Genomic DNA, 22,461 nt, shown 5'->3' on the forward strand with positions numbered 1-22,461 from the left:
AAAGCGGTCGTAAAATCGGGCAACGCGTTCTATCAGGCAATCCGCGTATATAGGGTTTGCGAGGACTTCGTCCTCGAACGCAGCCTCGCAGGCTCGACAGCTGCTACGAGCGGTTCATCCGCCGTATTTCAATGTTGTGTTGCCGCCAAAATAATCGCCGTCCCAAGCGGTTAAGGTTTGACGACATATTCCGCCGGTTCTTCAGGATCCAGATTGTCCAGCGCCCGGTCTACCAGCAGCCGGATTCCGTCAAGCATCCTGCAGATGCCCAATGCCACATTGCGTCGCGAGCCTTCGATTTCGAATGCCAGATCGGCGGCCATGGCTTTGACGGAGGCCAGGTCTTCGGAAGCGTTCGCCAACAGACTTTCGGTGTCGATATCCGGGTTGACGGCAAACAACCTGTCCGAATGGAGATCACTGAAGCGTAGCTTCACAAGGGTCGGTTTCAGGTAATGATCGAGTGCACGGTGGGCAGCGTCGTGGAGTTTTTTCGAGTCGGGAGAATCGTAGGGGGAAACGTCGTCGGTTTCGGGGGGGATTGGGGATGGATATATGCATGTCGGTACTCCGAATATGAAATGGATATACCAAGTTATTCGGGCCGCGACGCCCGGACGCTGAATAGGCAGCGACGTTCAAAGGCTAGAGGTGGCGCTTCCGAGCGGCAACCTGAAAGACATGTCGGAGATTTCTACGTTGCTCGTGATGCTGTCATCGAATTCAAGCCGCTTCCTACGGGCATTACACAAGCCCCAATAACGTAGAAACAATCGAGCAAGATCAAAAGATCGCAGCCTGCGGCAGCTCCTACGAAGATCATCACCAGTGGCGCGCCTTTACCACTCAGGCCGGCTGTCAGGCCGCCGTGCTTTGCTTGTGATCCACCCGCCCCTTTCGGGAGGCCGAGTGGAGGTGTTCATCAGGGGGTGGGCGCACAGCGCCGTACGGCGCAGCCGGACACATCGAGAGGAGGTCGTCGCGAAGCAGACCGTAGGCGATGCCCCCTGATGGACACCGGAGCGAGGGAACGCCGAGCCTAGGCGAGGTGCCGTACGCTTGGGGCGAGCGTTTTTTTGCTTACTTTTTTTAGGCGCTTGTAAAAAAAGTGAGTCGCCGTCAGGCGAAACCCTAAGTGGCCGTTACCGCAGCAACGGATATGTACCCCAGACCCTAGTGCGCCGTCACCCGCGCCCGCCCCCCAGAACCACTCGGCGACAGAGCCAACGCCAACTGCGTCCGATTATGCATATGCGTCAACCGCAGCACCTGCGACACATACAACTTCACCGTGTTCTCGGTAATCCCCAACTCGCAGGCAATCTGGTAATTGGTCTGCCCCTTGCCCACCAATCGGGCCACATCAAGTTGACGAGGCGACAGCTGATTGAAAATCGCCGGCATCCCCTCACGATCCACCTCACCGCCTGAACTCCCGGATGGCGACACTAGCGGAACACGGCGAACTTTATCGAGGTCCTGATAAAGGTCATCGATGGATTCCGAAAGGCATTGCAACTTCTGATTCAAATACCCCAGCTGGACACTTCTTTGCCGTTCCTGGAGCGCGACTTCCTGACGCTGTACCCCTTCGAGCAGCTCTTGCAGGTCAATCGGCTTCTGATAGTAGTCCGCGATCCCGGCGCGCAATGCCTTGATCACATCCTGTTTGTCGGCACGGCCGGTCAGCATGATCGCTTCGAATGCCCGGTGCTTGCCGGCGATGCGTTGCAGCTCCTGAACCAGTTGAATACCGTCGAGCCCAGGCATGTGCAAATCACAAAGCACCAGGCCAATGTCGACGTCTTCGCCGAAGCGCGCGATGGCTTGCTGGCTGGACTCACACGGGACGCAACGGTAGCCGCCGCTTTCAAGAAACTCGCAAAGCTCTTCCACAATCAACGGTTGATCATCGACCACCAGCACTTTTACTGCAGAGGTAGGCTTGTTCACTTGCAACTCCATGCCCTGTCCGAAGACTGTCAGTTCCTGTACCGACAACGACAGGTTGTACAGGCTCCGAGTTGAAAGTAGACCTACTTTCCTACTATGTACATAGCGCTAGTCGCGCCACGCGACTAGTGGATCCAAGGCAGTGTCAGCAGCATGCCGATCAGCACGAAAGGCGCGAAGGGTGGATTTTTTGACAGTTCTGGCGCCAGGTACTGAAGACGACCTCTAAGTCCTTGACTCATATGCGGCCAGATTTTTTGAGCGATCAATAACCACAGTAGGCTGGCCACCCCGGCGCCGATAAAACTGCCGAGTAAATGCAGGCTGTCGGTCGCCAGACCGATCGTCGCCATCAGCTTCACATCAGCGGCCCCCATCCGCCCCAACACATAACCGGGCACGGTAAACAGCAGCGCCAGCAACAGTGCCCAACCACCCTGGGCAGCCGGCGCGCCCAGCCAGGTGGTGCCGGTCCAGAGCAAATAAATCAGCGCCAACAACCCTGCTCCCAACGTCAGGCTGTTGGCGATATGCCGTTGCTGAACATCCTGCGCCGCGCAGAGCGCCAGCCAGATCAGTAAGACAAAACTCTGCATCTGGTAAAAATCGTCCGCTTTGGCTGAATGATTCTATGCTGATACCACGTAGTCGTTGTCAGGGTAGACGCACTCATGAAATCAGGCCTCCCTAGAAAGCAAAAAGGCGCTGTGGCGATTGAGTTCGCCTTGGTATTCGTAATCTTTTTTGCGGTGTTTTACGGAATCGTCAGTTACAGCCTGCCGCTGTTGCTGGTGCAGTCATTCAACGAGGCTACTGCCGAGGCGGTCCGGCAAAGCGTCGCACTGGACCCGAACACGACCAACTACCCACAAGCCGTGCAGGACTTGGCAAATAGCGTACTGAAAAATCAGCTGTCCTGGGTGCCGAGCGCCTTCAACATCACCTACGGTGTGGACACCACCGCGGCCTATAGCGCAGGTGTGCTGACAGTCAGCGTGAAATACCCCACCAGCAAGCTCAATCAAGTCATCCCGTTCCTCGTCCTGCCAGGTGTCGGCACGGTGCCCAATCTGCCGACGAATCTGACTGCGCAATCGAGTCTTCAATTTTGACGCCAGGGGAAAAGCTCTTCGGCCGGCTGCTCAATCGTCCGCCGTTCCAGGAACCCGACACGCCCTACAGCCTGGTGACGCAGAACGTCGGATTACACCTGCTGCTGAACCACCAGGGACGGGTGCTGCAAATGAGCGGACCGTTGCGCCATGCGCTGGCGCAGCATCCGCCCGCCGACCAGTCCCCGCCGCTGATCAACTACCTGCTCCCCCACAGCCACCTGGCCGTCGAAGGCACACCCGCTGACTGGCAAGGCCAAAGTCTGGATCTGGACTTCTGCGGCATCGGCGGACAAACCTTGCACCTGCGCGGCTGGGTTCTGCCGGCGCCTGACGGCTGGCTGCTGCAGTTGCTCGACATTGGCGATCTGCTCCACGAACGTCAACAGGCCCACAGTCGCGAGGAGTGTCAGGTGTTCGAGGGGCACATGAGCGAACAGCTTCGCCAGTGCAGCCTGATGCGCCTGCCGGACGTTCTGACCGAGCAGCTACAAGGTTTGGCTCAGCGCTGGCACATCCCTTGTGTCGCCATCGCCCTGCTCGATGAGCAAGAACAAAGCTGGCTGATCCACAGTCAGTACCGCGCACACGATGCGCCTGAGCTGTGGCAAACCGGTCAGTCGCTGGGCACTAGCCTGGACAGTTTGAGCGGTAATACCCCGCTGCGTTTGAGTGTGGTTCACGGCCTCAGCGAGCATCCGCGGTTGCAGGGGACTTTCGGTAATACCGACGGGTTTCTGGTGCCTTATCGCGATGATCACGGTGTCGCGGCCTGGTTGCTCTGTGGCTTTTACCCGGTGCAACAGCGCGCTCCGGAGCTCAGCGAGCGTGACTGGTTGCTGCTGGCCGCAGCGTTGGCCGGGCCGCTACTGGGGCGTTTGCGCGAGCAGCATCAACATCAGCAACTGGAACGACTCGAAGCCCTGCAAGGCTTGCTCGGCACCGGTTGGTGGGAGCTGTTCGGCCACACTGACGAGGTTCAACTGGCGCCGCAATTGGCCCTCACTCTGCATCTGGAGAGCGCCCGGTTAGCGCTGGCTGAGTGGTTGACGCTGATCCATCCGGCCGCCCGCCAAGAGCTGACCAGCCGCGTGCAAGACCTGCAACTACACGGCAAAACCTTACTGCTGTGCGTGCGCCTGCACCGACCCGACGACGCCCACACACCGATCTGGTATCGCTTGCAAGGTCAGGCGCTGGGCGTGGGTGAGCAGCGGCGGCTGGTGGGTTTCATGCTCGACATCAGCGACATCAAAAATCAACAACAGCAAGCCGCCGCTGCCCATGCCCGGCTGGACAACCTGATCGCCAGTTCGCCGGCGGTGATCTACGTGCAGCGCTATGTCGAAGGTGCGCTGCAACCGAGTTTTTTCAGCGACAGCCTGCTGCCGTTGCTCGGCTGGAACCTGAACGATTTTGCTGACAACGCGATGATCGAGCGGGTTCATCCTGAAGACCGCGACCTGTATTTCGAGCGCACCCGCCAGTTGCTGCGCGAGGGATCCGTACGCGCGCGTTACCGTCTGCGCGACCAGCGTGGCGACTACCATTGGCTGCTCGATGAAGCGAAGTTGCTGCGCGATGATCTCGGGCTGCCGGTGGAGGCGGTCGGCTTGTGGCTGGATGTCACCGAAGCGACCCTTGCTGCCGAACAGGTCAAGCAAAGCGAGGAGCGTTACCGGATTCTGGTGGAAGATTCGCCCGCGATGATCTGCCGCTACCGTCCCGACTTGACGCTGACGTTTGGTAATCGTCCATTGGCGACGTACCTGGAATGCGCTCCCGAACAACTGCCCGGTGTCGATCTGGGCAGTTGGTTGTCGGCCGAACAGCGCGAAGCCTTTGTACAGCGATTGCGCCAACTGACGCCAGAATTTCCGGTGAATACTGCCGAGATCAGCCTGCAACTTCCCGGGCGCGAACACGCCTGGTGGGTCTGGTCGGATCGCGGGGTGTTCGATGAGCAGGGTCGTCTGGTGGAAATTCAGGCCGTGGGCCGTGACAACACCGAGGTCCGCCGCTCGCAACAACAGCTCACGCAAAGCGCAAAAATGGCCACCCTGGGGGAAATGGCGACCGGGCTGGCGCATGAAATCAACCAGCCGCTGAACGTGATGCGCATGGCCATCGTCAACGTGCTCAAGCGCTTGAGCAGCGGCGATGTGCAGATCGATTACCTGCAAGACAAACTCAAGCGCATCGACGCCCAGGTCCAGCGCGCGGCACGGGTGGTCGATCACATGCGGGTGTTCGGCCGGCGCTCGGAGATCGAGCAACAGTTGTTCAACCCGGCACAAGCGGTGGAAGGCACGCTGGCGTTGCTGGCCGAAGGCATGCGTGGCAAAGGCGTCGACTTGCGGATCAGCGAGTTCGGTTTCGAGGCCAACGTACGCGGTTACGTTGATCAGCTGGAACAGGTGCTGATCAACCTGATGGTCAACGCTCGCGACGCGCTGCTGAGCAAGCGCGAAGGCGATTCAGCGTTCAAGCCGTGGATTTCGCTGTATGCCGAACGCGACCACAGCTCGCTGCGGCTATGGGTGGAAGACAACGGCGGTGGCATCGATCCACGTTTGCTGGAGCGAATCTTCGAGCCGTTCTTCACCACCAAACCGGTGGGTGTCGGCACTGGGCTGGGGCTGTCGGTGAGCTACGGCATCGTCGAAAACATGGGCGGACGGCTGAGCGTGCGCAACTCGATCCAGGGCGCGCGGTTCTGTATCGAACTGCCGATTGCGCTGGGTGACTAGATCGCCAGGTAGGCTTTGCCTTTCTGCCCACAGGTCAAATTGAAACCCACATCGACCTTGTTGACGTCGATCCCCAGATTGAGCAACAGGTTATTGACCAACGGATCGACCAATGGCGCGAGCAAACCATCGATTGCACCGATCAGCAGCGTTGTTGCATTTGCCAGCAGCGATGACAACGTGTTGAGCAGTAAAGCCGTCAGACCGCCAATCGTCGGCGTGTGCTGAATGAGCGTTACACCTCCTAACGTCCCGCTCAAACTGCCTACGACACCCGATACCGAAACGGTGTGAGTCGGCAGTGGCGGGACATTGATTTCCTTGGGGTTGTTGTAGGTGTAATTCGGGTCGCTGGTTCCGGCGATCGGGCTGTCGATCATGATTTCGCTGCCACCACCGGTAAACGGTGTGCGTGGGCCGCAGATGAAGGTCAATCCGTGGCAGGTCCTGCTGCCGATATCGACCAGGGTTAATGGCGAAAGAGCTGACAACGGTGACGAGGAAAACCAAATCGCGGGGTCTATTCTGCCGACTTTGACTTTGAGCGCGGTAATGTCCGTGGTGGCGGTGAGACTTTTACTGGTCGGACTGACACATGAGTAATCGGTGACATAACTACTACCCACACCGGCTTCCAGCCCCACGTCCAGATTGAGACCCTCAGGCGCTATTTGCAGATCGGTTTGAGTGCAGGTTGCCAACAGACACCCCGGTGCCAGCAGCGTGTTAATGGAAACGATGATCGGGCTCAACAGCGTATTAACCAGCTGTAACACAGCGTTGATCAGGGAAAGGTCGACCGTTGTGAGAACTCTTACCTGTGCCGTTTTCACATAGATTCGGTTCACGCCCAACGGGTCAGCCTTGGCCAGTTCCGGATCGCCGATGGCAGAAAACTGCGGCGGCTCAATCACTTTTATACGAGTCGTCACACCCAGCAGACCCAATACGTTGACCGGTAGAACGGCGGTCACTGTACTGTTTTTATTCGCCAGTTGGACAACCCCCTGAACCAGTTGGAACAGTTGCACCGTGGCGTCCAGACTGGCCGCCGAGCTGCCCGCCTGAAGTTGAAGTACATCGCCGAGTTTGATCGGCGGTGCATTGTCGGTCCCCAGCTGCAAACTGGTCAAAGCCGTCGTTACGTCGGCCGAGGCACCATTCTGACCCGCAACCGTTGCAGCGGCGTGGATGAACTGAGTCACCGTTCCTTGCGCGCTGAGCAATGCCGTGTAATCACCTGCGGTTACCCCCAGCTCGATGGCTAACTGGTCCATGAAACTGAGCAGGTTGATATCGGTATTGACCAATCCATCCCAGCCCAACGCTGTCAGGCTCACGTTGCCGCCCAGAAGGCTCGAGAACAGTGGATTCAAGAGGTTCGACCTGGCGGTGTCGACACTTACGAGTGAGCTGCGAATACTCAACTGCGCCAGCGTCGGCTTGGGCGCCGCTGCCACCGCCGTAGCCGTCAACAGGGTATTGGCACTGGCCGAAGCCCCACTGAACAACGCTTGAAGAGCACCCGCCGCACTGGTCGGCACCACGTTGGTGGCAACTACCTGAATGGCCGTCGATTGCGCGGCATTGGCGACGAAGGTGCGCAGGTTGGTCGGCGCCGTTACCAGCGAGCCGCAGGTGGTGGTCAGGGTGCTGGTGGCGCTGACGATGAACGAGTTACGAACCGCGCTTTGCCCGGCGTAACTGGCCGCCGTCAGGCCCGGCAGGCAGTTGCCACCGCGGCTGACCGCTTCCAGCGCGGCGTTGTCCGCCACCCGTTGCAACTTGCGCTGTTCCAGATAGAGCCGGCCGCTGTCGACCACCAACAGTGCAAACAATAGCGCGAGGCCGAAGGTCATTGCCGCGAGCAAACCGATAGCGCCACGTTGCCGGGCCGGGCCGCGAAACTGCAAACGAGGAGACATCGAGCACTCCTTTGCCGGCGCACTGCCGAGCGCTACCTCCAGCAGTGTAGTAGGAGCTGCCGAAGGCTGCGATCTTTTGATCTTGGCGTCCGTTCAGCAACGAATCGTCTGTCGGGAAGATCAAAGGATCGCAGCCTTCGGCAGCTCCTACGCAGGGTCAGTATGAGGTCGGTGTTCGGATGTTTTTTCGCTTTATCTCGGTGGGTAGTTGCTCAATATCCGCCCTACTGTCTCGCGAATCGCGGCGCTGCGGTCGGCGGGCTGAGGCGATCGGCTGAGCAACTGCTCATCGCTGCCACGCCAGACCAGCTTGCCATCCTTGCCATCGAACAGGTCGATCTGAAGCGTGGCGACCTTGTAAGAGACGTTGCGGGTTTCGTTGTACATCGGTGCGCCCCAGTAACCGTTCCAGGGGCCACCCCAGCCACCACCGTAGTTAGTGGTGATCTGTTGCTGGCGATCCTCGACGATCAGGTAGGTCCGCACATTGACGTCAGCCTTGGCACCAGTAGCTGCCGGGCGCAGACCACGCTGGTCGAGTTGGTCGGCGACGGCCTGACGAATGCGTTGTTCGGTGAGGTCGCTCTTGATCCGGGGATCGTCGGGACGGTATTGCAAGGCAGGCTCTTTCCAGGCCCAGCTACGATAGGCGGCGAAGTCGCGGCTGGCATCAAAATCGTGATTGACCTGGTTCGATTGGCAAGCGCTGAGCAGCACAGCGCACGCCAGTACGGCGAGACGGCGGGACATGATTTTTCTCCGGTTCTAGTCAGGGAACCTAACTGGGAGGATACGCCGCTACCGCCTTTTCTACAGCTGTTCGTAACGCATCGCCACGCTCTATTTCGTTGCCCTGAAGGCCGGTTTCAGCGCTGGCACTCCAGACCGGTTGCCCGGTGCCGGCATCGAACAAGTCCACCCGAATCACCAGCACTTGTACCTGATAGGTACGGACGATCGGCACCGTGTTGTACATGCCGTAGCCGTTGCCGTAACGGTTATAACCACCGTAGCCGCCATAGCCGTAATCGTCCTGAACCTGTTTCAGGCGGGTTTCCTGGTGCAGGTCGGCGCTGACCCACAGGTCGGCCGGACGATTGTCGTGCAGCGGGCGTAACCCTCGTTGATCCAGCGCATTGCTGACCGCTTCGGCGATCTGCGCCGAGTCGGCCCAGGCCGAGCCGTTGGGCAACCGACCGTTGAGCCAGGCCCAACTGTGGTAGCGAGCGTAATCACGCGGTGGCGCCGGGTAGGCGCTGCGATCAAACGTCTTGGCAGCTTGCGGTGGGGCCGGCGGTAGAGGGTTGGAGCTGGCGATATACGGATTGCTGCCCTGACAGGCACCGAGCCCCAGACACAACATGATCAATCCCAAACGGCGTTTCATTGTCCTCTCCACAGAAGCATCAGCGTTCTAACCCTTGTAGCAGCTGCCGAGCCTGCGAGGCTGCGTTCGGCTGCGGAGCAGTCGTTGAATCAGGCCACGAGTTCCTGGTCCAGGATTTACGAGGACTTCGTCCTCGAACGCAGCCTCGCAGCCTCGACAGCTGCTACGGAAACCATGGTTCAGACCGGGCGGCAGATCCAGTGCAGGTAACGCCCCAGACCCGCAAAGCTCGGGTGACGACGGTGGGCCAGTTCCATTTCCAGCAAGTCGATGAGTTCGGCACGGGCCTGGAATTCCAGCGGCATGTAGTCGTGAAAAACCCGCACTCCGCTCTGGGTTTCGACCTGCCACAGGCCTTCCAGTTGCGTCGCCAGTTCGCGCGGATCCAGCGGCATTTGCGGGGTCAGGCTCTGCTTCTCGCCCGCCATGTCGTTCTTGCGCATCTTGCGGAAATGCCCCTTGAGCAAGTTGCGGTAAATCAGCGCATCGCGGTTATAGAACGCCAGCGACAGCCAGCCGTCTTTAGTCGTCAGCTGATGCAGTACCGGCAGAATCGCGTGAGGCTCGGCCAGCCACTCCAGCACCGCGTGGCACAGCACCAGGTCGTAGGGTTCGGTGAGCTGACCCAGCAGCTCTTGCCACGGTGCCTGGATAAACGTTGCCGTTTGCCCTGCATCGGCGAAGCGCTGGCGGGCGCCTTCGAGCATTGGTTCGGCAGGCTCGGCCAGGGTCACTTGATGGCCGCGCTGGGCCAGCCATAACGACATGTGTCCCAGACCGGCGCCGATATCCAGCACCCGCAATGGTCGATCCGGCAGGGCTTCAGCCAGATCGGCCTGAAGCACCGCCAGACGGATCGCGCCTTTGGCACCGCCGTAGATTTTTTCGGCGAAACGGGTCGCCAACTGATCGAAATGACGGTCGCTCATCAGCTGAACCGCCGTTCGCTGTCAGTCAGCTTGCTGCGTACTACCTGTTCCATGTCCAACCCCAACTCGCTGCACAGCAGCAGTAGATAGAGCACGATGTCACCGACTTCCTGACCGGCATGGGCGAGTTTGTCCGCCGACAACTGGCGCGACTGGTCTTCGCTCAGCCACTGGAAAATTTCCACCAGCTCGGCCATTTCGACGCTGGCGGCCATCGCCAGGTTTTTCGGGCTGTGAAATTGCCGCCAGTCGTTGCGGTCACGGATGCAGTGTAGGCGTTCGGTCAGTTCAACAAGGTTCATCGGGCTCTCCTGAAGGCGTATAGCTTCGGGCCGATTTTCTCAGGAAGCAAGCTGTCGCTGCGCGACAGATCGCGAGCAAGCTCGCTCCCACATTAGTTTTGCGCTCACCGCGGATCCCCTGTGGGAGCGAGCTTGCTCGCGATGGCGGACTAATCGACGACGTTGAACTCGACCCGTGCCGTCTGTCCGCCTTCATCGAGCACACTCAACTCAACGCGCCCGAGCTGTTCAAAGGTGGCGTTGATGCTCTCTTGATTAGCGCTGTCGCCCAGCGGCGTGCCGTTGACGAACCACCAGCGCCGTCCACTGCCGCCGAGTGCCGACAGCTTCAGCCGCAGCAGTTCCTGACTGGCCGCTGGCCGGCGCAGTTGATCACCTTCACGTACGCCAACAATCGACAGCGGCGAAGACGCCGCCAACACTGGCCCTGGGCAATCCGGGTCGTTGGCCGGCAAGCGCGCTTCACGGCGCTCGACCCGTGGCAGCCAAGGCTCCAGCGGTGCCGGCCACAAGGCAATATCCCGAGCCACGGCGCCTGGGCATTTGGCGTCGACCCGCAGACCTTTGGCGTTGACCCAGACCTTCTCCAGCAGTCCCACGCTCAGCGGCTGATCCATAGCCTGAAGCGTCGGCGGCGTAGTGCCGTCCAACGTCCAGGCGAAGCGCTGGCGACGGCAGTTCGGGTCATTGCGGCTCATCGGCTGACCCAGCGGCCAACAGATCGCCGCCACCCCGACGTTCAACGGCACCGGTTCTACCGGCGCGCTGATGCCACGCTGGCTGTCGCGGTTGATCAACACATCGTGGACTTGCAGCATCAACGGTGCTGCCGACGCCAAGCCAAATTGACCCGGCACCGGCGTGCCGTCCGGGCGACCGATCCAGATGCCGATCAGGTAACGCGGCCCGACGCCAATCGCCCAGGCATCGCGAAAGCCATAGCTGGTGCCGGTTTTCCAGGCCAGCACCGGGCGCTGCACCAGCTCGGCGCGCGGATCGCGGTCGGGACGCGCCTGCCCACTGAGAATCCGCCGCACGATCCACGCCGAACCCGGTGACAGCAGCGGCCGCTCACGCAGTTCATCGTCGGGCTGTAAACGGAGGTTGGCGCTCTTGCCGCCACGGGCGAACGCGCTGTAACCGCTGACCAGATCCTCCAGACGACTACCAGCACCGCCAAGGATCAACGCCAGGTTCGGCTCGGCCAGTGGCGGCAAGGTCAACGGCATGCCGCCGATACGCATTTCGGCGGCAAAGCGTTTCGGCCCGTAGGCTTCCAGCAACTGCACTGCCGGCAGATTCAATGAGGTCGACAGCGCGCTGCTGGCCGGCACCGGGCCGCTGAAGCCCATGGAAAAGTTGCCCGGCCGATAATCGCCGTAACGCCGAGGTACATCCTGCAGCAGCGATTCGGAATGAATCAGACCGGCGTCCATGGCCATGCCGTAAAGAAAGGGTTTGAGGGTGGAACCGGGCGAACGCATCGCACTGATCATGTCCACATGGCCGAATCGCCGGTCGTCATTGATATCCACCGAACCGAGATAGGCGCGCACCGCCATGCTTTCTTCCTCGACCACCAGAATCGCCGCCGACGTGTACTCCGGCAGGCGTGCGCGCCAGCCCAGCAGCAAGTCTTCGAGACGCCGTTGCAGGTTGGCGTCGAGGGTGGTGCGAATCAGTGGCGGGCTGTCCGGACGGTTCAAGCGCCGCGCCAATAGTGGCGCGAGGCTCGGCTCCAGACGGGGCGCCAGCAGCAACGGTTCTTCCAGTGCTTCATCGACCGCCGATTGCGGCCACACCTGAAATTGCGCCAGACGCCGCAGCACTTTGTCCCGCGCCACCTGCGCGCGCGCCGCGTGTCGATCCGGACGCAAGCGGCTCGGAGCTTGCGGCAATACCGCCAGCAACGCGGCTTCGGCGTGGGTCAGGTGTTGCGGCGACTTGCCCAGATAAGCCCAACTCGCCGCCGCCACACCTTGAAGCGTGCCGCCGAACGGTGCGCGGTTGAGGTAAAGGTTGAGAATCTGATCCTTGGACAGGTGCCATTCCAGTTGTGCGGTACGCCACAATTGGCGCAGCTTGCCGAACAGCGTTCGCGAATGCGGATCGAGCAGCCGCGCGACCTGCATCGATAAAGTGCTGCCGCCGGACAACACCCGTCCGCCGGTGAGGTTTTGCCACGTCGCCCGACCGAGCGCCAAGGGGTTCACGCCGGGATGCCGATAGAACCAGCGGTCCTCATAGGTCAGCAGCGCGTCAAGGTAATAGGGCGATACCTGCGACGTTTCCACCGGATAGCGCCACACGCCGTTGGCATCGGCGAACCGCCACAGCGGCGTGCCGTCTTCGGCCAGCACCACCCGCGCCAGGTCGTCCTTGGGCAAGGGCAACGGCCAGATCCGGTCAGCCAGCCACAGCAGCGCGACCAGAAGCAGCACACTACCTGAAGCCCAACGCAGAAGCTTGCCCAGTGGGCGCAGACGTTCAGTTACTATTCGCAAATTCAAACCACCAAACCTCTATGCTTCAAGGGCGCTCGCCAGCACTGACAATGGCCAAAGAGTTCAGCTCTGGCTCCCACTCTTCCATCAGGACGTACACATGCAGGTAGATAGCTTTTTCGAATGGCTCGGCCAGGCGCTGGGTTCGGTCATCCGGTTCATCGTCGATACGCTCAGTGGGTTGTTCAATGCCTTGACTCACGCCAGCGGCAACTTTGTCGACGGGCTGTCGCGGGCACTCGGCATGGAGCCCTCGATCATCAGCATTCTCGTGCTGATCATCGGTTTGATGCTGTTGTACTCGGCGATCCGCGCCTTTATGCGTGCGTCGATCATCGCAGGGGTAATCTGGCTGGTACTGGGGTTGTGGGTGCTGAGCTGGGTTGTTCACTAATCCGAATCAGTGCCACGACTCTGTGGGAGCGAGCTTGCTCGCGATGATGGCTTCACATTCAACAAATATGTTGCCTGCCAGACCGCTATCGCGAGCAAGCTCGCTCCCACAATGTACTGATGCATCATCTCTTTCGGTTAGTGGCCCTTGATCACCATCTCCGGCACGGTTTCGCCCACGGCTTGCCAGTTCGGCCGGTACATCGATTCCACTTGCGGTGGCGGTACGCGATAGGTGCCGGGGGTGACGGCCCGCGCCAGGTACAGCAAATGCGTGGTGCCGTAGCTGTCCAGGTTCAGCGCCGCAACGTAACGGTCATCGCGAAATTCCTGATGCTTGAGGCTGGCGTTCTGCATCGAACCGCGCCACTCCTTGACCTTGCTGCTGGCGTTTTCCAGGCTCGCGGCGCTTTGCGCCAGGTTCTGGTTTTCCAGTTCCAGACCGGCCGGCAGCAAGTCCACCACTAACGCATCCGGTACTCGCTGCTTGGCGGCGACCGCAATATGCACCAGCACCAGATCGCCGCTGGCCAAAGCCTGGAGGTTCAACGGCTGGCCGTTCATGCCCAGGTACTCGCGGCGAATGCTCAGGTTCTCGCCACCGGGAACCGGAGCCTGAACCGGATACCCGGAAATGGTCAGTTGCTGATAGACCGGTTCGCTGCCCTCATTTTTCAAGGTCAATGCCGATGACAACAGCTTGCCTTCCAGTCCCAGAGCTGGCCGATCATTGTTCAGTTCGACTTCAGCGTTGCCACTCACCAGAACCTTCCAGCTGGCTTCCGGTTTACCGATCAAGCCGCGACCTGCAAGAAACAGCGAGTTGCGCTCCTGGGTCGACAGGTAGCGACTGGCGGCCAGTTGATCGGACAGTTCGAACAACCGTTCTTCGAGCTTGCCCTTGCCCAAATCGTTTTCTTCCAGCAACGCCAGAATCAGTGCCTGATCGCGCAATGGACTGCCGTAATCGGCCAACCAGTCATTCGGCTTGCGTGAGGCCGCAAGCCCCGCGAGCAAGGCCTGATCAGCACGCGGTTGATCGCCCATCTTCTGCAAGGCGATCGACAGCTGCACCAGCGGCAAACCGGAACGGGCATCGGTGCGACGATCGAACAGGCTGCGCAGCGCGCCCAACGGTGCCTGCTGGCTACGGGCCAACACCAGACCGGCGTAGGCCTGCACTGCAAAACGGGTGTGCTCAGCGTTTTCGCTGTAGTTCACTTCGATCAGGTTGCGTTCTTGCAGGTAACGCAATAGTCGCTCGCTGGCTTTTTTCAGCGCCTCGGGCGGCACACCAAAACCCTGGTCGCGAGCACGCAGCAGGAAATCGGTGACATAGGCGGTCAACCAGTATTCTTCTTCACCCTCGGCGCCCCACAGACCAAAGCTGCCGTTGTAGCGCTGCATGCCCAGTAAGCGCTCGATACCGAGTTCGATCTTGCGTTTGCGGTCGGCGTCCGGCTCGCCTTCCAGGCCAAGCCGTTTCAGGCTCGCGGCGTCGGCATAGAGCGATGGGTAGAGTCCGCTGGTGGTTTGTTCCAGGCAACCGTAAGGGTAAGCCTTGAGTGCCCGAATCTGCTCGCCAAGGTTCAGCGGCGGCCGGCTCGACAGGCTGAGCAAGGCCTCACGCCCGGACGCGTCGAACAGCGACAACTCACCCTCCGGCAAACTCCACGGCTGATCCTTGAGCACCGCACGATAGTGCTTGAGCAACGCCGGATACGCCGGACGCACGCCCAAGGTCCACTCGCGAGTGAATGGCGGCAGGTTCTCGCCCGGCAGGTCGAGGCCATTGACCAGCACCTTGACCTTGCCCTGACCAAAACCACCCTGTGCACGCACCGGGATCCGCAGCGTAGTGCGCTGGCCCTGAGTCAGCTGCACGCGGTGCACCTCCTCGTTGTTCAGGTCCAACGGGCCTTGGGTGCTCAATTGCACCTCCAACGTCTGTGCCTTACCCGAGAGGTTCGACAGGTCCAGCGCCAACGTCGTCTGGTCGCCACCCGCGAGGAAGCGCGGCGCCGACAGTTCAGCAATCAGCGGCGCAGCGATCACGGTTTTGCCTTCGGCCATGCCATAACGATCATCGGTCCAGGCCTGGGCCATCAACCGCAGTTCACCGTTGAAGTCCGGGATGTTGACGCTGACCTCACCTTCGCCCTGCTCGTTCAACGTCACCGGTGCGCTTTGCAAAGCGACGATGGTCACGCTGGTGTCCGGACGTTTGCCGCCCTTGGCCAGCGCCGCGTCACCACCGAAGGCCAGACTGGCCAAACGACCCTGACCAGCTTCGATCAGTTGCCCGTAAACGTCGAGTTGGTCGGCGCTATAGGCCTTGCGACCAAACAGGCTGGAGTACGGATCCGGCGTCGGGTATTCGGTGATATTGAGGATGCCGACGTCCACCGCCGCCAGCAGCACATGCACCTGTTTCGGCACGCTGCCATCGGCGTTTTTCGCTTGAATCTTCACGCTCAGCGGTTGTTTCGGGCGCATTTTTTCCGGCGCCGTCAGGCTCAGGCCGAGTTTGCGCTGAGTCCGGTCCAGCGGCAGATGCAGCACGCCGACTGCACGTTTCGGGGTGACGTTAGCCTTGCGTTCGCCGGGACGAATCACCAGCGCACTGACGTACAGATCGTGGCGTGCCCACTTCGGATCAAGCTTCACCGCGAAGCTTTTGCCCTCGGCCGGCACATCGATTTCCTGCCACCACAACGGGCCATCGGCCGATTCCACCAGCAAATAGCCATTGCCGGCAGCCGGTGGGGTCACGGTGACGTTGGCGGTATCGTCATCGCCATAGGCGGGCTTATCCAGCGCCAGTTTGACCTGGTCCGGACGCACCGCGCCGCCTTGGGCGTTGTCTTGGGCACGGTAGCCGGCCCAGAAGCGCAGACTGCTGACGATGCCGGTTTGCGGGTCTTCAACTTCGACGCGATACGGGCCCCACTCCACCGGGAAGCTGATCTTCGCCGTATCGCCGGCCTTGATGCTGACGGTTTCTTCGTCGAGGTTGAGGAATTTTTCGTTGAAGTGATAGCTCCAGCCATCGCTCTCCGAGTAGTTCCAGTAGTAGTCGCGGCGCTCACGGACCAGCCGCACCTTGAGGTTGTCGGCGGCCAGTTTCTGGCCTTCATTGTTGGCCATCAACAGTTCGAATTCGACCGGGCCATCGCCGTTGGTTTCCTGGCCATTGAACAATGCGCGCAGACCCGGCAAGCGATCCGCCGGCCAGACCGGTTGCACCACGCGCCGGGTAATCGGCCGGCCACCGGACTCGTGCAGGCTGGCCTGGACGATCAGTTGCAGCGGCGACTTGGCCCCGGCCCATTTGCTCTCAAGCGAAATCACCGCCTTGCCGTCGGCGTCCAGTGCAGTTTCATCCAGTTCCAGGTCCTGGCTCAGTTCTTCTTCGGTGACCGAGCCGAATTGATAGCCCGGTAAACCTTTGACCGCCTCACGCAATGGCCGTACGTAAACCTGACCACTCAAGCGATTGCCTGACGCCGGCGCGCCGTAGAGGTAGCGACCGTTGACGCTGATTTCAGCGGTGTCGGCCGGTTTGATTGGCGTATCGCTGCCCTTGAGCTCCAGTGCCAGACGCTCAGGCAGGAAGTCCTCGACCAGAAACTCGTAGAGCTGCGGCTTGCCGTCGCCCAGATCGAACACCAGTTGCCAACGCCCGGTCGGCGCTTCGCCGGCCAGTTGCAGTTGATATTGATAGAGGCCCGAGGCATCGGCGTCCCAGACGAACTTGCGACTGACCTGCGCATCCGGCCGACGCACTTCGACGCTGACCGGCTGCGGTTTGACCGCGTTGCCGTCCTTGTCCCGCAACAGAGCGTTGAGCAGCACGGTTTCGCCGGGGCGATAGAGGTCACGCGGGCCAAACACGAAGAATTGCAGCGGATGGGCTTGTGGCCCACCGATATTGAACTCGGCCAGATCCAGCGCCGCGCTGTTAAGGCGCAGCATGCTGGTCTGTTCGCCCTGATGGGCCAGTAGCACTTCGGCCTTTTTCGCCAGCGGCAACTCGGCGTGGCCACCCTTCTCGGTTTTGCCCTGACCGACCACTCGGCCATTGGCGTCGAGCAGTTCGAGGCTGACGTCGTCCAGCGCTTTGCCGCCTTCCAGCGCTTGGGTAAACACGTCCAGACGGTTCTGGTAACGGTGCACCGACAGGCCGATATCGCTGAGGGTGAACAGGGTCGCCGGTTGCGAGTAACTGTAGGTGCCGGAGGCGCGCATCACCGCCAGGTAGACACCCGGCTGTTGCAACGGCTTGAGGCCGGCAATTGGCAGCAGCAGGGTTTCACGGGTGTTGCGCGCCGGGTTCAGGTCGAAACGGCCGCCGTACACCAGATCGGCCATCGGCAGCAGTTCACGCGACTCATAGCTTTGCAGGCTGCTGTTGCGGCCCCATTGGGTGAGGAACGCCGGCAGCGATTCGGGCTTGATGCGGAAGAATTCGACATCGATCCTGGCGACGTTCAAGGCGATTACCGGCAGACCTTCCGCCAGGCGAGTCGGCAGCAAGGTGCCACGGCTGGCGAAACCCACAGTCGGTTGCAGGTCGCGGGTTTCCAGACGACTGCTGTATTCGGTGGCCAGTTTGGTGTCGTTTACCCCCAGCAGTCCGGCGTCGATGGTCAGCACCAATTTGCGCTGTGGCTCAAGGTGGCGCAGGCGCAGCTCCATCAGGTTGTCCGAAAGCTCCCAGGCGCCATCGACCTTGCCAGTCTTGCTGTCCACCAGATGCAGTTTGTCGGCGAACTTCTGCTCCGGGTCCAGCGGCACCGAGAAACTCACCGACAGTGTGCTGGCACCGTCGAGCTGGATTTCCGAGACATCCACCACGCTCAGTTCTCGACCGGTGTAACGCTGCTTCAGCGTAGCGACATCCTGCACAGCCTTGGCCTTGGGTGTCGTAACCGGCGCCGCTGGCGCAGGACTGGCCGGCGCTTTGGTCGAGGTCGATGAATCGCAGGCGCTGAGCAGCATCAGCGCGCAGGCCAGAAACAATCCTTTGTTAAGCATGGGGCACTCGTCGGCAAGAGTATCGAAGGGGTGAACTATAGCCCAAGCGCTCGCCGGGCTGGTCAGATTGACCTAAAAGCCGCCGCACGACTCGTAGCAGCTGGCGAAGCCTGCTGCTACGGATCGTGTAACGGCCTAACTTACCGGCATCCCTCCTCACAAAAAGCCTGCTTTTCACAAGACTACTGTCGGTCGGATCTACCGCTACAATGCCAGCTCCCCCAAGGAGCCTGCATGTCTACGCTGATTACCGACTGGCGCGATCGCCCGACTCATCGCCGCGTCTGGGCGCTTGCCGCGCCGATGATTCTTTCGAACATTTCCGTGCCGCTGGTGGCGCTGGTCGACAGCACGGTGATCGGCCACCTGCCCCACGCGCATCAGCTCGGCGCCGTCGCGGTGGGCGCCAGTCTGTACACTTTTCTGGCCTGGGCCATGGGTTTCCTGCGCATGGGCTCCACCGGGTTTGCCGCGCAGGCGGCCGGACGCGGTGACGGCGCAGCGCTGCGGCAGATCCTGCTGCAAGGCTTGCTATTGGCGATGGGCTTGTCGCTGCTGCTTGGAATGCTTGGCGTACCGCTGAGCGGTGTGGCGCTGCACTTCATGCAACCGTCTGCCGAGCTCGATCAACTGACCCGCGAGTTTTTCCACACCCGGTTGTTTGGCTTACCGGCGGCGCTGGCCAGTTATGCGCTGGTCGGCTGGTTCCTCGGCACCCAAAACGCCCGCGCGCCGCTGGCGATTCTGTTGACCACCAATCTGGTGAACATCGCTCTCAACCTGTGGTTCGTCCTGGGTCTGGAATGGGGTGTCGTCGGGGCGGCCCGCGCGTCAGTGATCGCCGAATGGACCGGCACCCTGCTCGGCCTGGCCATGACCCGTAACGCCCTGCGCGCCTACCCCGGGCATATCGCCTGGGCGGCACTGGCACTGTGGCAGAGTTGGCGACCGCTGCTGGCGGTCAACCGCGACATCTTCATTCGCAGCCTGGCGCTGCAATCGGTGTTTTTCATGGTCACCGTGCAAGGCGCACGGCTCGGCGATGCGACGGTGGCGGCGAATGCCCTGCTGTTGAATGGCTTGCTGTTGACGGCTCATGCCCTGGATGGCCTGGCCCATGCGGTGGAAGCTCTTTGCGGCCACGCCATCGGCGCCCGCGACCGTCAGGCCTTGCGTCGGTCCTTGGTGGTGGCCTGCGGCTGGTCACTGATTGCCAGCCTGGGTTTTGCGCTGTTGTTCCTGTGCGCCGGGCATCTGTTCATCGAAATGCAAACCAGCATCCAAAGCGTGCGCGACACCGCATTCATCTATTTGCCGTACCTCGCAGCCCTGCCGCTGATCGCCGTCTGGAGCTACTTGCTCGATGGTCTGTTCATCGGCGCCACCCGTGCCCGGGAAATGCGCAACGGCATGCTGCTGACGGTACTTGTGCTGCTGCCATTTGCCTGGGCGTTGCGAGATTTCGGCAACCACGGACTGTGGTTGACCTTTCTGCTGTTCATGTTATTGCGCAGCCTGACGCTTGGGACTTTCGCCTGGAACCTGCGCAAGAACGATGGCTGGTTCGCAGTCTGAATATCGTGCTGTTCCGTAGCAGCTGTCGAGCCTGCGAGGCTGCGTTCGGCCGCGCAGCGGTCGTAATATCAGACAGCGCGTTCTTTCAGGCAAACCGCGTACTCAGGATTTACGAGGACTTCGTCCTCGAACGCTGCCTCGCGGGCTCGACAGCTGCTACGAGTGCAGTTCTTCGTCGTAATTTATGAATTCAGGAGCGATGGCTCTGCCAGCGGTTGCGCAAGCTGTCGAGTCGCTCTTGCTGAGTCCGCCCCGGCAGGTGTTCTTCAGGCGTGGCTGACGGGTACTGCAAGCGCAGCCGCAACCAGCCATCGAGTACGGCGCTTTCGCTGAAACCCTGCTCGAGTCCTTCCTGCACACAGGACCAGATCGCGTCAAAGTCGTGGCCCGTCGAGCGACTCCAGTGCCAGGCATGCCGCTCCAGCAGGCACACCTGCAACTTGCCCTGCTGGTGAAGACTGAGGTTGTCTTCGATGGCCAATTCGCTGACGGTCAACCGGGGGTTGACCAAGTGTTGCCAACCCAGACTGCCGATCGCCCGGTCTGCCCAGGTGCCGCCATACCAGTACACTTTATCGATCGGCCCCAGCCAGCGGCTCAACTCGCGGGCATCACAGGCATCAAAAAAGTAACTGGCGATAAACGGGTTGTAGTAGCTCAGCAGGCCCTTGTAATGAAGCCCGAAGGTGACCGTGAGCATACGGCGAAGGTGCCCGAGCAATTGCTCCGATCGCACGGAACTGACCAGCAGCAACCCCGGCCAGTCCGCTGGCTCGCCGTGGCAACATTGCGCCAGAGACGATTGCGCCGAGAGTTCGATCAGCTGTGGTCCCTGGTCGCGCAACGCATGCAGGTCGGTGTTCTCGAACAGCGCGTAACACGGTGCATCGGCAAAACGCTGCTGCAGGTTCCACCCGGCGTCCGGCGAACCCGGTACATCCAGCAAAAGCCATTGCGCCGACTGGACAGCGATCATGCCGCACCACTTTGGCCAAGCCCTGCCACCGTGCGGCAGACACAGATCGCTTGCCGGCAATACATCAAGCTCCCCCCGCCGGGTATCAAACACAGCAACACCAAGGGCTGACTGCTCTGGACCAACGTCAACAAGTCATGCCGGCCAGCCGGCGGCAAATCCGCAAACGTCGGGGTCTGCTCCCCGACCAGTGCTTGCTCCACGGTCTTGAGGCTGACCGGGAGTGGCAACAGCGCCTCGTTTGCCATGGCTGGGGGAGCCTCGTCGGGAGGCAGCAGCGTGTCGGCGATAAACGTCGGCCCGCGAAATACACCGGTGATCAATGGCTGGTCCGGGTCACCCTCGATAAAGCTCACACAGACCTCAACCCCCGTCGTTAAACCGGCAACCGTTTCGGCACACAGTCGGGGCGAAACCGGTAGCCAGCAATGGCTGGGCCGTGCGCCCTCGCCCTGATAAAGCCAATCGAACTGTACGGCGATGCGTTGCGCGCAGTCGCTGCGCACTTCGTCCACCTCGACCACCCAACCACGTTGCACGCTATTCATCCGCGGCTTCGCGCTTGGACAAGACGCTGCAAACGGCGTCTCCCAAGGAATCGCACCAATACGATTCCGGTAGTACGGCATCTGCACCTGGCTACCCGAATGCTCGACTCGAGTCAGCAACCACAAGTGATTCCAGTCGGCACAGGGATGCCCCGACAACGGCATCAACACACCGCTACGCACGTTCGGCAGGTCCGTTTCGCCTTCGACGACAGGTTTCAGCGCTCCATCCTGACCGGGCATATCGGCGTGAGCATGAACCTTGAACCGCCTGACCGCAGGTGCAGTGCCCAGCTCGTCAAACGTCGCGCTGTCGCCTGGACGAAAGCTTCGTTGAGAGTCGGCAAAGATCAGGAGATGACCACCTTTGCGGTGCTGGAAATGGTAGTGAATCCGTTCTTCTTCGCACAGGCGCTGCACAAACGCCAAATCCGATTCGCGGTACTGGGTGCAAAAGTCCCGCACGGGGTAGTCGTCCCTGAGCTCAAATCGACAGGCTTTTTCGTTTATGCCGTGCTCCCTCAGCACCTGAACCAGAATCTGCGGGACGGACAGCCCGGTAAAAATCCGCTGGTTGAAGCGTTGCGCCAGGCAGGCCAGTTTCGGCCCAAGGCACAGACGCCAGAGCGCAGGCATCGCGTCGTCATGAAGCGGAGTGAGGTCATGAATCTGTCCATGGATACCGCTGCCCGCGCTCCCGAAACCCAAATAGGCTGAACGGAACATCAGGCTGGCGATGTCCAGTCGCCGCTCATCGAGCTGCAGATCCAGCTCGAAGGCAAAGGGCTGGCTGATAGACTCGCTACCGATAAAGGCTACAACGGTAAAGGGTTGGGGCTGACCCGCTATCTCCAGACGAAATGACGGCTCGTTGACGGAATCGAACATCGGCGTTTCTCTACAGGAGGGGCGGCCGGGGATTCTCGCTGAGAGACATGGCCGAGTAGAGTGCCGAAATACAACTTAGGAAATGACCTACGCGAAATGAGGACCACGCATCGTTGATAGTGCGCAGGCGCGGCAATTCGCTACAAAAATCAGGAAATGCCGTACCAGATCCTCCGAAAATT

16 protein-coding genes are annotated in these 22,461 nt (G+C 60.6%); 4 read left to right on the plus strand and 12 right to left on the minus strand.

Annotated elements, in window-relative coordinates; all coding sequences use genetic code 11:
* Positions 1–170: 170 nt before the first annotated feature.
* From BK659_RS03070 to BK659_RS03080, 3 genes are all read right to left on the minus strand, one after another.
* Positions 171–557, minus strand: coding sequence for a DUF6124 family protein (locus BK659_RS03070; RefSeq protein ID WP_123423665.1), 387 nt, complete (start codon positions 555–557; stop codon positions 171–173).
* Positions 558–1,173: 616 nt separating this feature from the next.
* Complete coding sequence (locus BK659_RS03075; protein ID WP_123424069.1) at positions 1,174–1,953, minus strand: response regulator transcription factor; 780 nt, start codon at positions 1,951–1,953, stop codon at positions 1,174–1,176.
* A 125-nt stretch (positions 1,954–2,078) separates the two neighbouring features.
* A complete protein-coding gene (locus tag BK659_RS03080) occupies positions 2,079–2,549 on the minus strand; it encodes a prepilin peptidase (RefSeq protein ID WP_123423666.1) in 471 nt (156 codons plus the stop codon).
* 75 nt (positions 2,550–2,624) lie between these two features.
* Here BK659_RS03080 and BK659_RS03085 point away from each other — a divergent pair, with 75 nt between their 5' ends.
* On the plus strand, positions 2,625–3,065 hold the full coding sequence (locus BK659_RS03085; protein WP_123423667.1) for a TadE/TadG family type IV pilus assembly protein: 441 nt from the start codon (positions 2,625–2,627) through the stop codon (positions 3,063–3,065).
* Entirely contained in the window at positions 3,062–5,815 is a 2,754-nt protein-coding gene (locus tag BK659_RS03090) for a PAS domain-containing sensor histidine kinase (protein ID WP_123423668.1), read from the plus strand. Before BK659_RS03085 ends, BK659_RS03090 begins: the two co-directional genes overlap by 4 nt.
* Here the strand turns inward: BK659_RS03090 and BK659_RS03095 are convergent.
* From BK659_RS03095 to pbpC, 6 genes are all read right to left on the minus strand, one after another.
* Entirely contained in the window at positions 5,812–7,740 is a 1,929-nt protein-coding gene (locus BK659_RS03095) for a pilus assembly protein TadG-related protein (protein WP_123423669.1), read from the minus strand. The two genes, BK659_RS03090 and BK659_RS03095, sit on opposite strands and share 4 nt — an antisense overlap.
* Before the next feature lie 192 nt (positions 7,741–7,932).
* Complete coding sequence (locus BK659_RS03100; protein WP_123423670.1) at positions 7,933–8,490, minus strand: DUF4136 domain-containing protein; 558 nt, start codon at positions 8,488–8,490, stop codon at positions 7,933–7,935.
* A 28-nt stretch (positions 8,491–8,518) separates the two neighbouring features.
* On the minus strand, positions 8,519–9,127 hold the full coding sequence (locus BK659_RS03105) for a DUF4136 domain-containing protein (RefSeq protein WP_123423671.1): 609 nt from the start codon (positions 9,125–9,127) through the stop codon (positions 8,519–8,521).
* Positions 9,128–9,306: 179 nt separating this feature from the next.
* Positions 9,307–10,056, minus strand: a complete 750-nt coding sequence (locus BK659_RS03110) for a methyltransferase domain-containing protein (RefSeq protein WP_123423672.1) — start codon at positions 10,054–10,056, stop codon at positions 9,307–9,309.
* Positions 10,056–10,358 (minus strand): MazG-like family protein, encoded by a 303-nt coding sequence (locus tag BK659_RS03115; RefSeq protein ID WP_123423673.1) that lies wholly within the window; start codon positions 10,356–10,358, stop codon positions 10,056–10,058. Before BK659_RS03115 ends, BK659_RS03110 begins: the two co-directional genes overlap by 1 nt.
* 149 nt (positions 10,359–10,507) lie before the next feature.
* Entirely contained in the window at positions 10,508–12,820 is a 2,313-nt protein-coding gene (gene pbpC, locus BK659_RS03120) for a peptidoglycan glycosyltransferase PbpC (RefSeq protein WP_123424070.1), read from the minus strand.
* A 142-nt stretch (positions 12,821–12,962) separates the two neighbouring features.
* Here pbpC and BK659_RS03125 point away from each other — a divergent pair, with 142 nt between their 5' ends.
* Entirely contained in the window at positions 12,963–13,256 is a 294-nt protein-coding gene (locus BK659_RS03125; RefSeq protein ID WP_123423674.1) for a hypothetical protein, read from the plus strand.
* 137 nt (positions 13,257–13,393) lie between these two features.
* On the opposite strand, the gene BK659_RS03130 is transcribed toward BK659_RS03125, so the two are convergent.
* Complete coding sequence (locus BK659_RS03130; RefSeq protein ID WP_123423675.1) at positions 13,394–18,292, minus strand: alpha-2-macroglobulin family protein; 4,899 nt, start codon at positions 18,290–18,292, stop codon at positions 13,394–13,396.
* A gap of 234 nt (positions 18,293–18,526) precedes the next feature.
* Here BK659_RS03130 and BK659_RS03135 point away from each other — a divergent pair, with 234 nt between their 5' ends.
* Entirely contained in the window at positions 18,527–19,867 is a 1,341-nt protein-coding gene (locus BK659_RS03135; RefSeq protein ID WP_123423676.1) for an MATE family efflux transporter, read from the plus strand.
* 190 nt (positions 19,868–20,057) lie between these two features.
* On the opposite strand, the gene BK659_RS03140 is transcribed toward BK659_RS03135, so the two are convergent.
* Positions 20,058–20,843 (minus strand): DUF4123 domain-containing protein, encoded by a 786-nt coding sequence (locus BK659_RS03140; RefSeq protein WP_123423677.1) that lies wholly within the window; start codon positions 20,841–20,843, stop codon positions 20,058–20,060.
* A complete protein-coding gene (locus BK659_RS03145; RefSeq protein WP_123423678.1) occupies positions 20,840–22,279 on the minus strand; it encodes a contractile injection system protein, VgrG/Pvc8 family in 1,440 nt (479 codons plus the stop codon). The genes BK659_RS03140 and BK659_RS03145 overlap by 4 nt, the downstream gene beginning before the upstream one ends.
* Between the last annotated feature and the right edge of the window lie 182 nt (positions 22,280–22,461).

The organism is Pseudomonas brassicacearum (assembly GCF_003732225.1).
Lineage (GTDB): Bacteria > Pseudomonadota > Gammaproteobacteria > Pseudomonadales > Pseudomonadaceae > Aquipseudomonas > Aquipseudomonas brassicacearum_E.

Coding starts and splice junctions, on each gene's coding strand:
- BK659_RS03080 (WP_123423666.1), bottom strand. CDS start 2,549: ATGCAGAGTTTTGTCTTACTGATCTGGCTGGCGCTCTGCGCGGCGCAG.
- BK659_RS03085 (WP_123423667.1), top strand. CDS start 2,625: ATGAAATCAGGCCTCCCTAGAAAGCAAAAAGGCGCTGTGGCGATTGAG.
- BK659_RS03095 (WP_123423669.1), bottom strand. CDS start 7,740: ATGTCTCCTCGTTTGCAGTTTCGCGGCCCGGCCCGGCAACGTGGCGCT.
- BK659_RS03100 (WP_123423670.1), bottom strand. CDS start 8,490: ATGTCCCGCCGTCTCGCCGTACTGGCGTGCGCTGTGCTGCTCAGCGCT.
- BK659_RS03105 (WP_123423671.1), bottom strand. CDS start 9,127: ATGAAACGCCGTTTGGGATTGATCATGTTGTGTCTGGGGCTCGGTGCC.
- BK659_RS03110 (WP_123423672.1), bottom strand. CDS start 10,056: ATGAGCGACCGTCATTTCGATCAGTTGGCGACCCGTTTCGCCGAAAAA.
- BK659_RS03115 (WP_123423673.1), bottom strand. CDS start 10,358: ATGAACCTTGTTGAACTGACCGAACGCCTACACTGCATCCGTGACCGC.
- BK659_RS03125 (WP_123423674.1), top strand. CDS start 12,963: ATGCAGGTAGATAGCTTTTTCGAATGGCTCGGCCAGGCGCTGGGTTCG.
- BK659_RS03130 (WP_123423675.1), bottom strand. CDS start 18,292: ATGCTTAACAAAGGATTGTTTCTGGCCTGCGCGCTGATGCTGCTCAGC.
- BK659_RS03135 (WP_123423676.1), top strand. CDS start 18,527: ATGTCTACGCTGATTACCGACTGGCGCGATCGCCCGACTCATCGCCGC.
- BK659_RS03140 (WP_123423677.1), bottom strand. CDS start 20,843: ATGATCGCTGTCCAGTCGGCGCAATGGCTTTTGCTGGATGTACCGGGT.
- BK659_RS03145 (WP_123423678.1), bottom strand. CDS start 22,279: ATGTTCGATTCCGTCAACGAGCCGTCATTTCGTCTGGAGATAGCGGGT.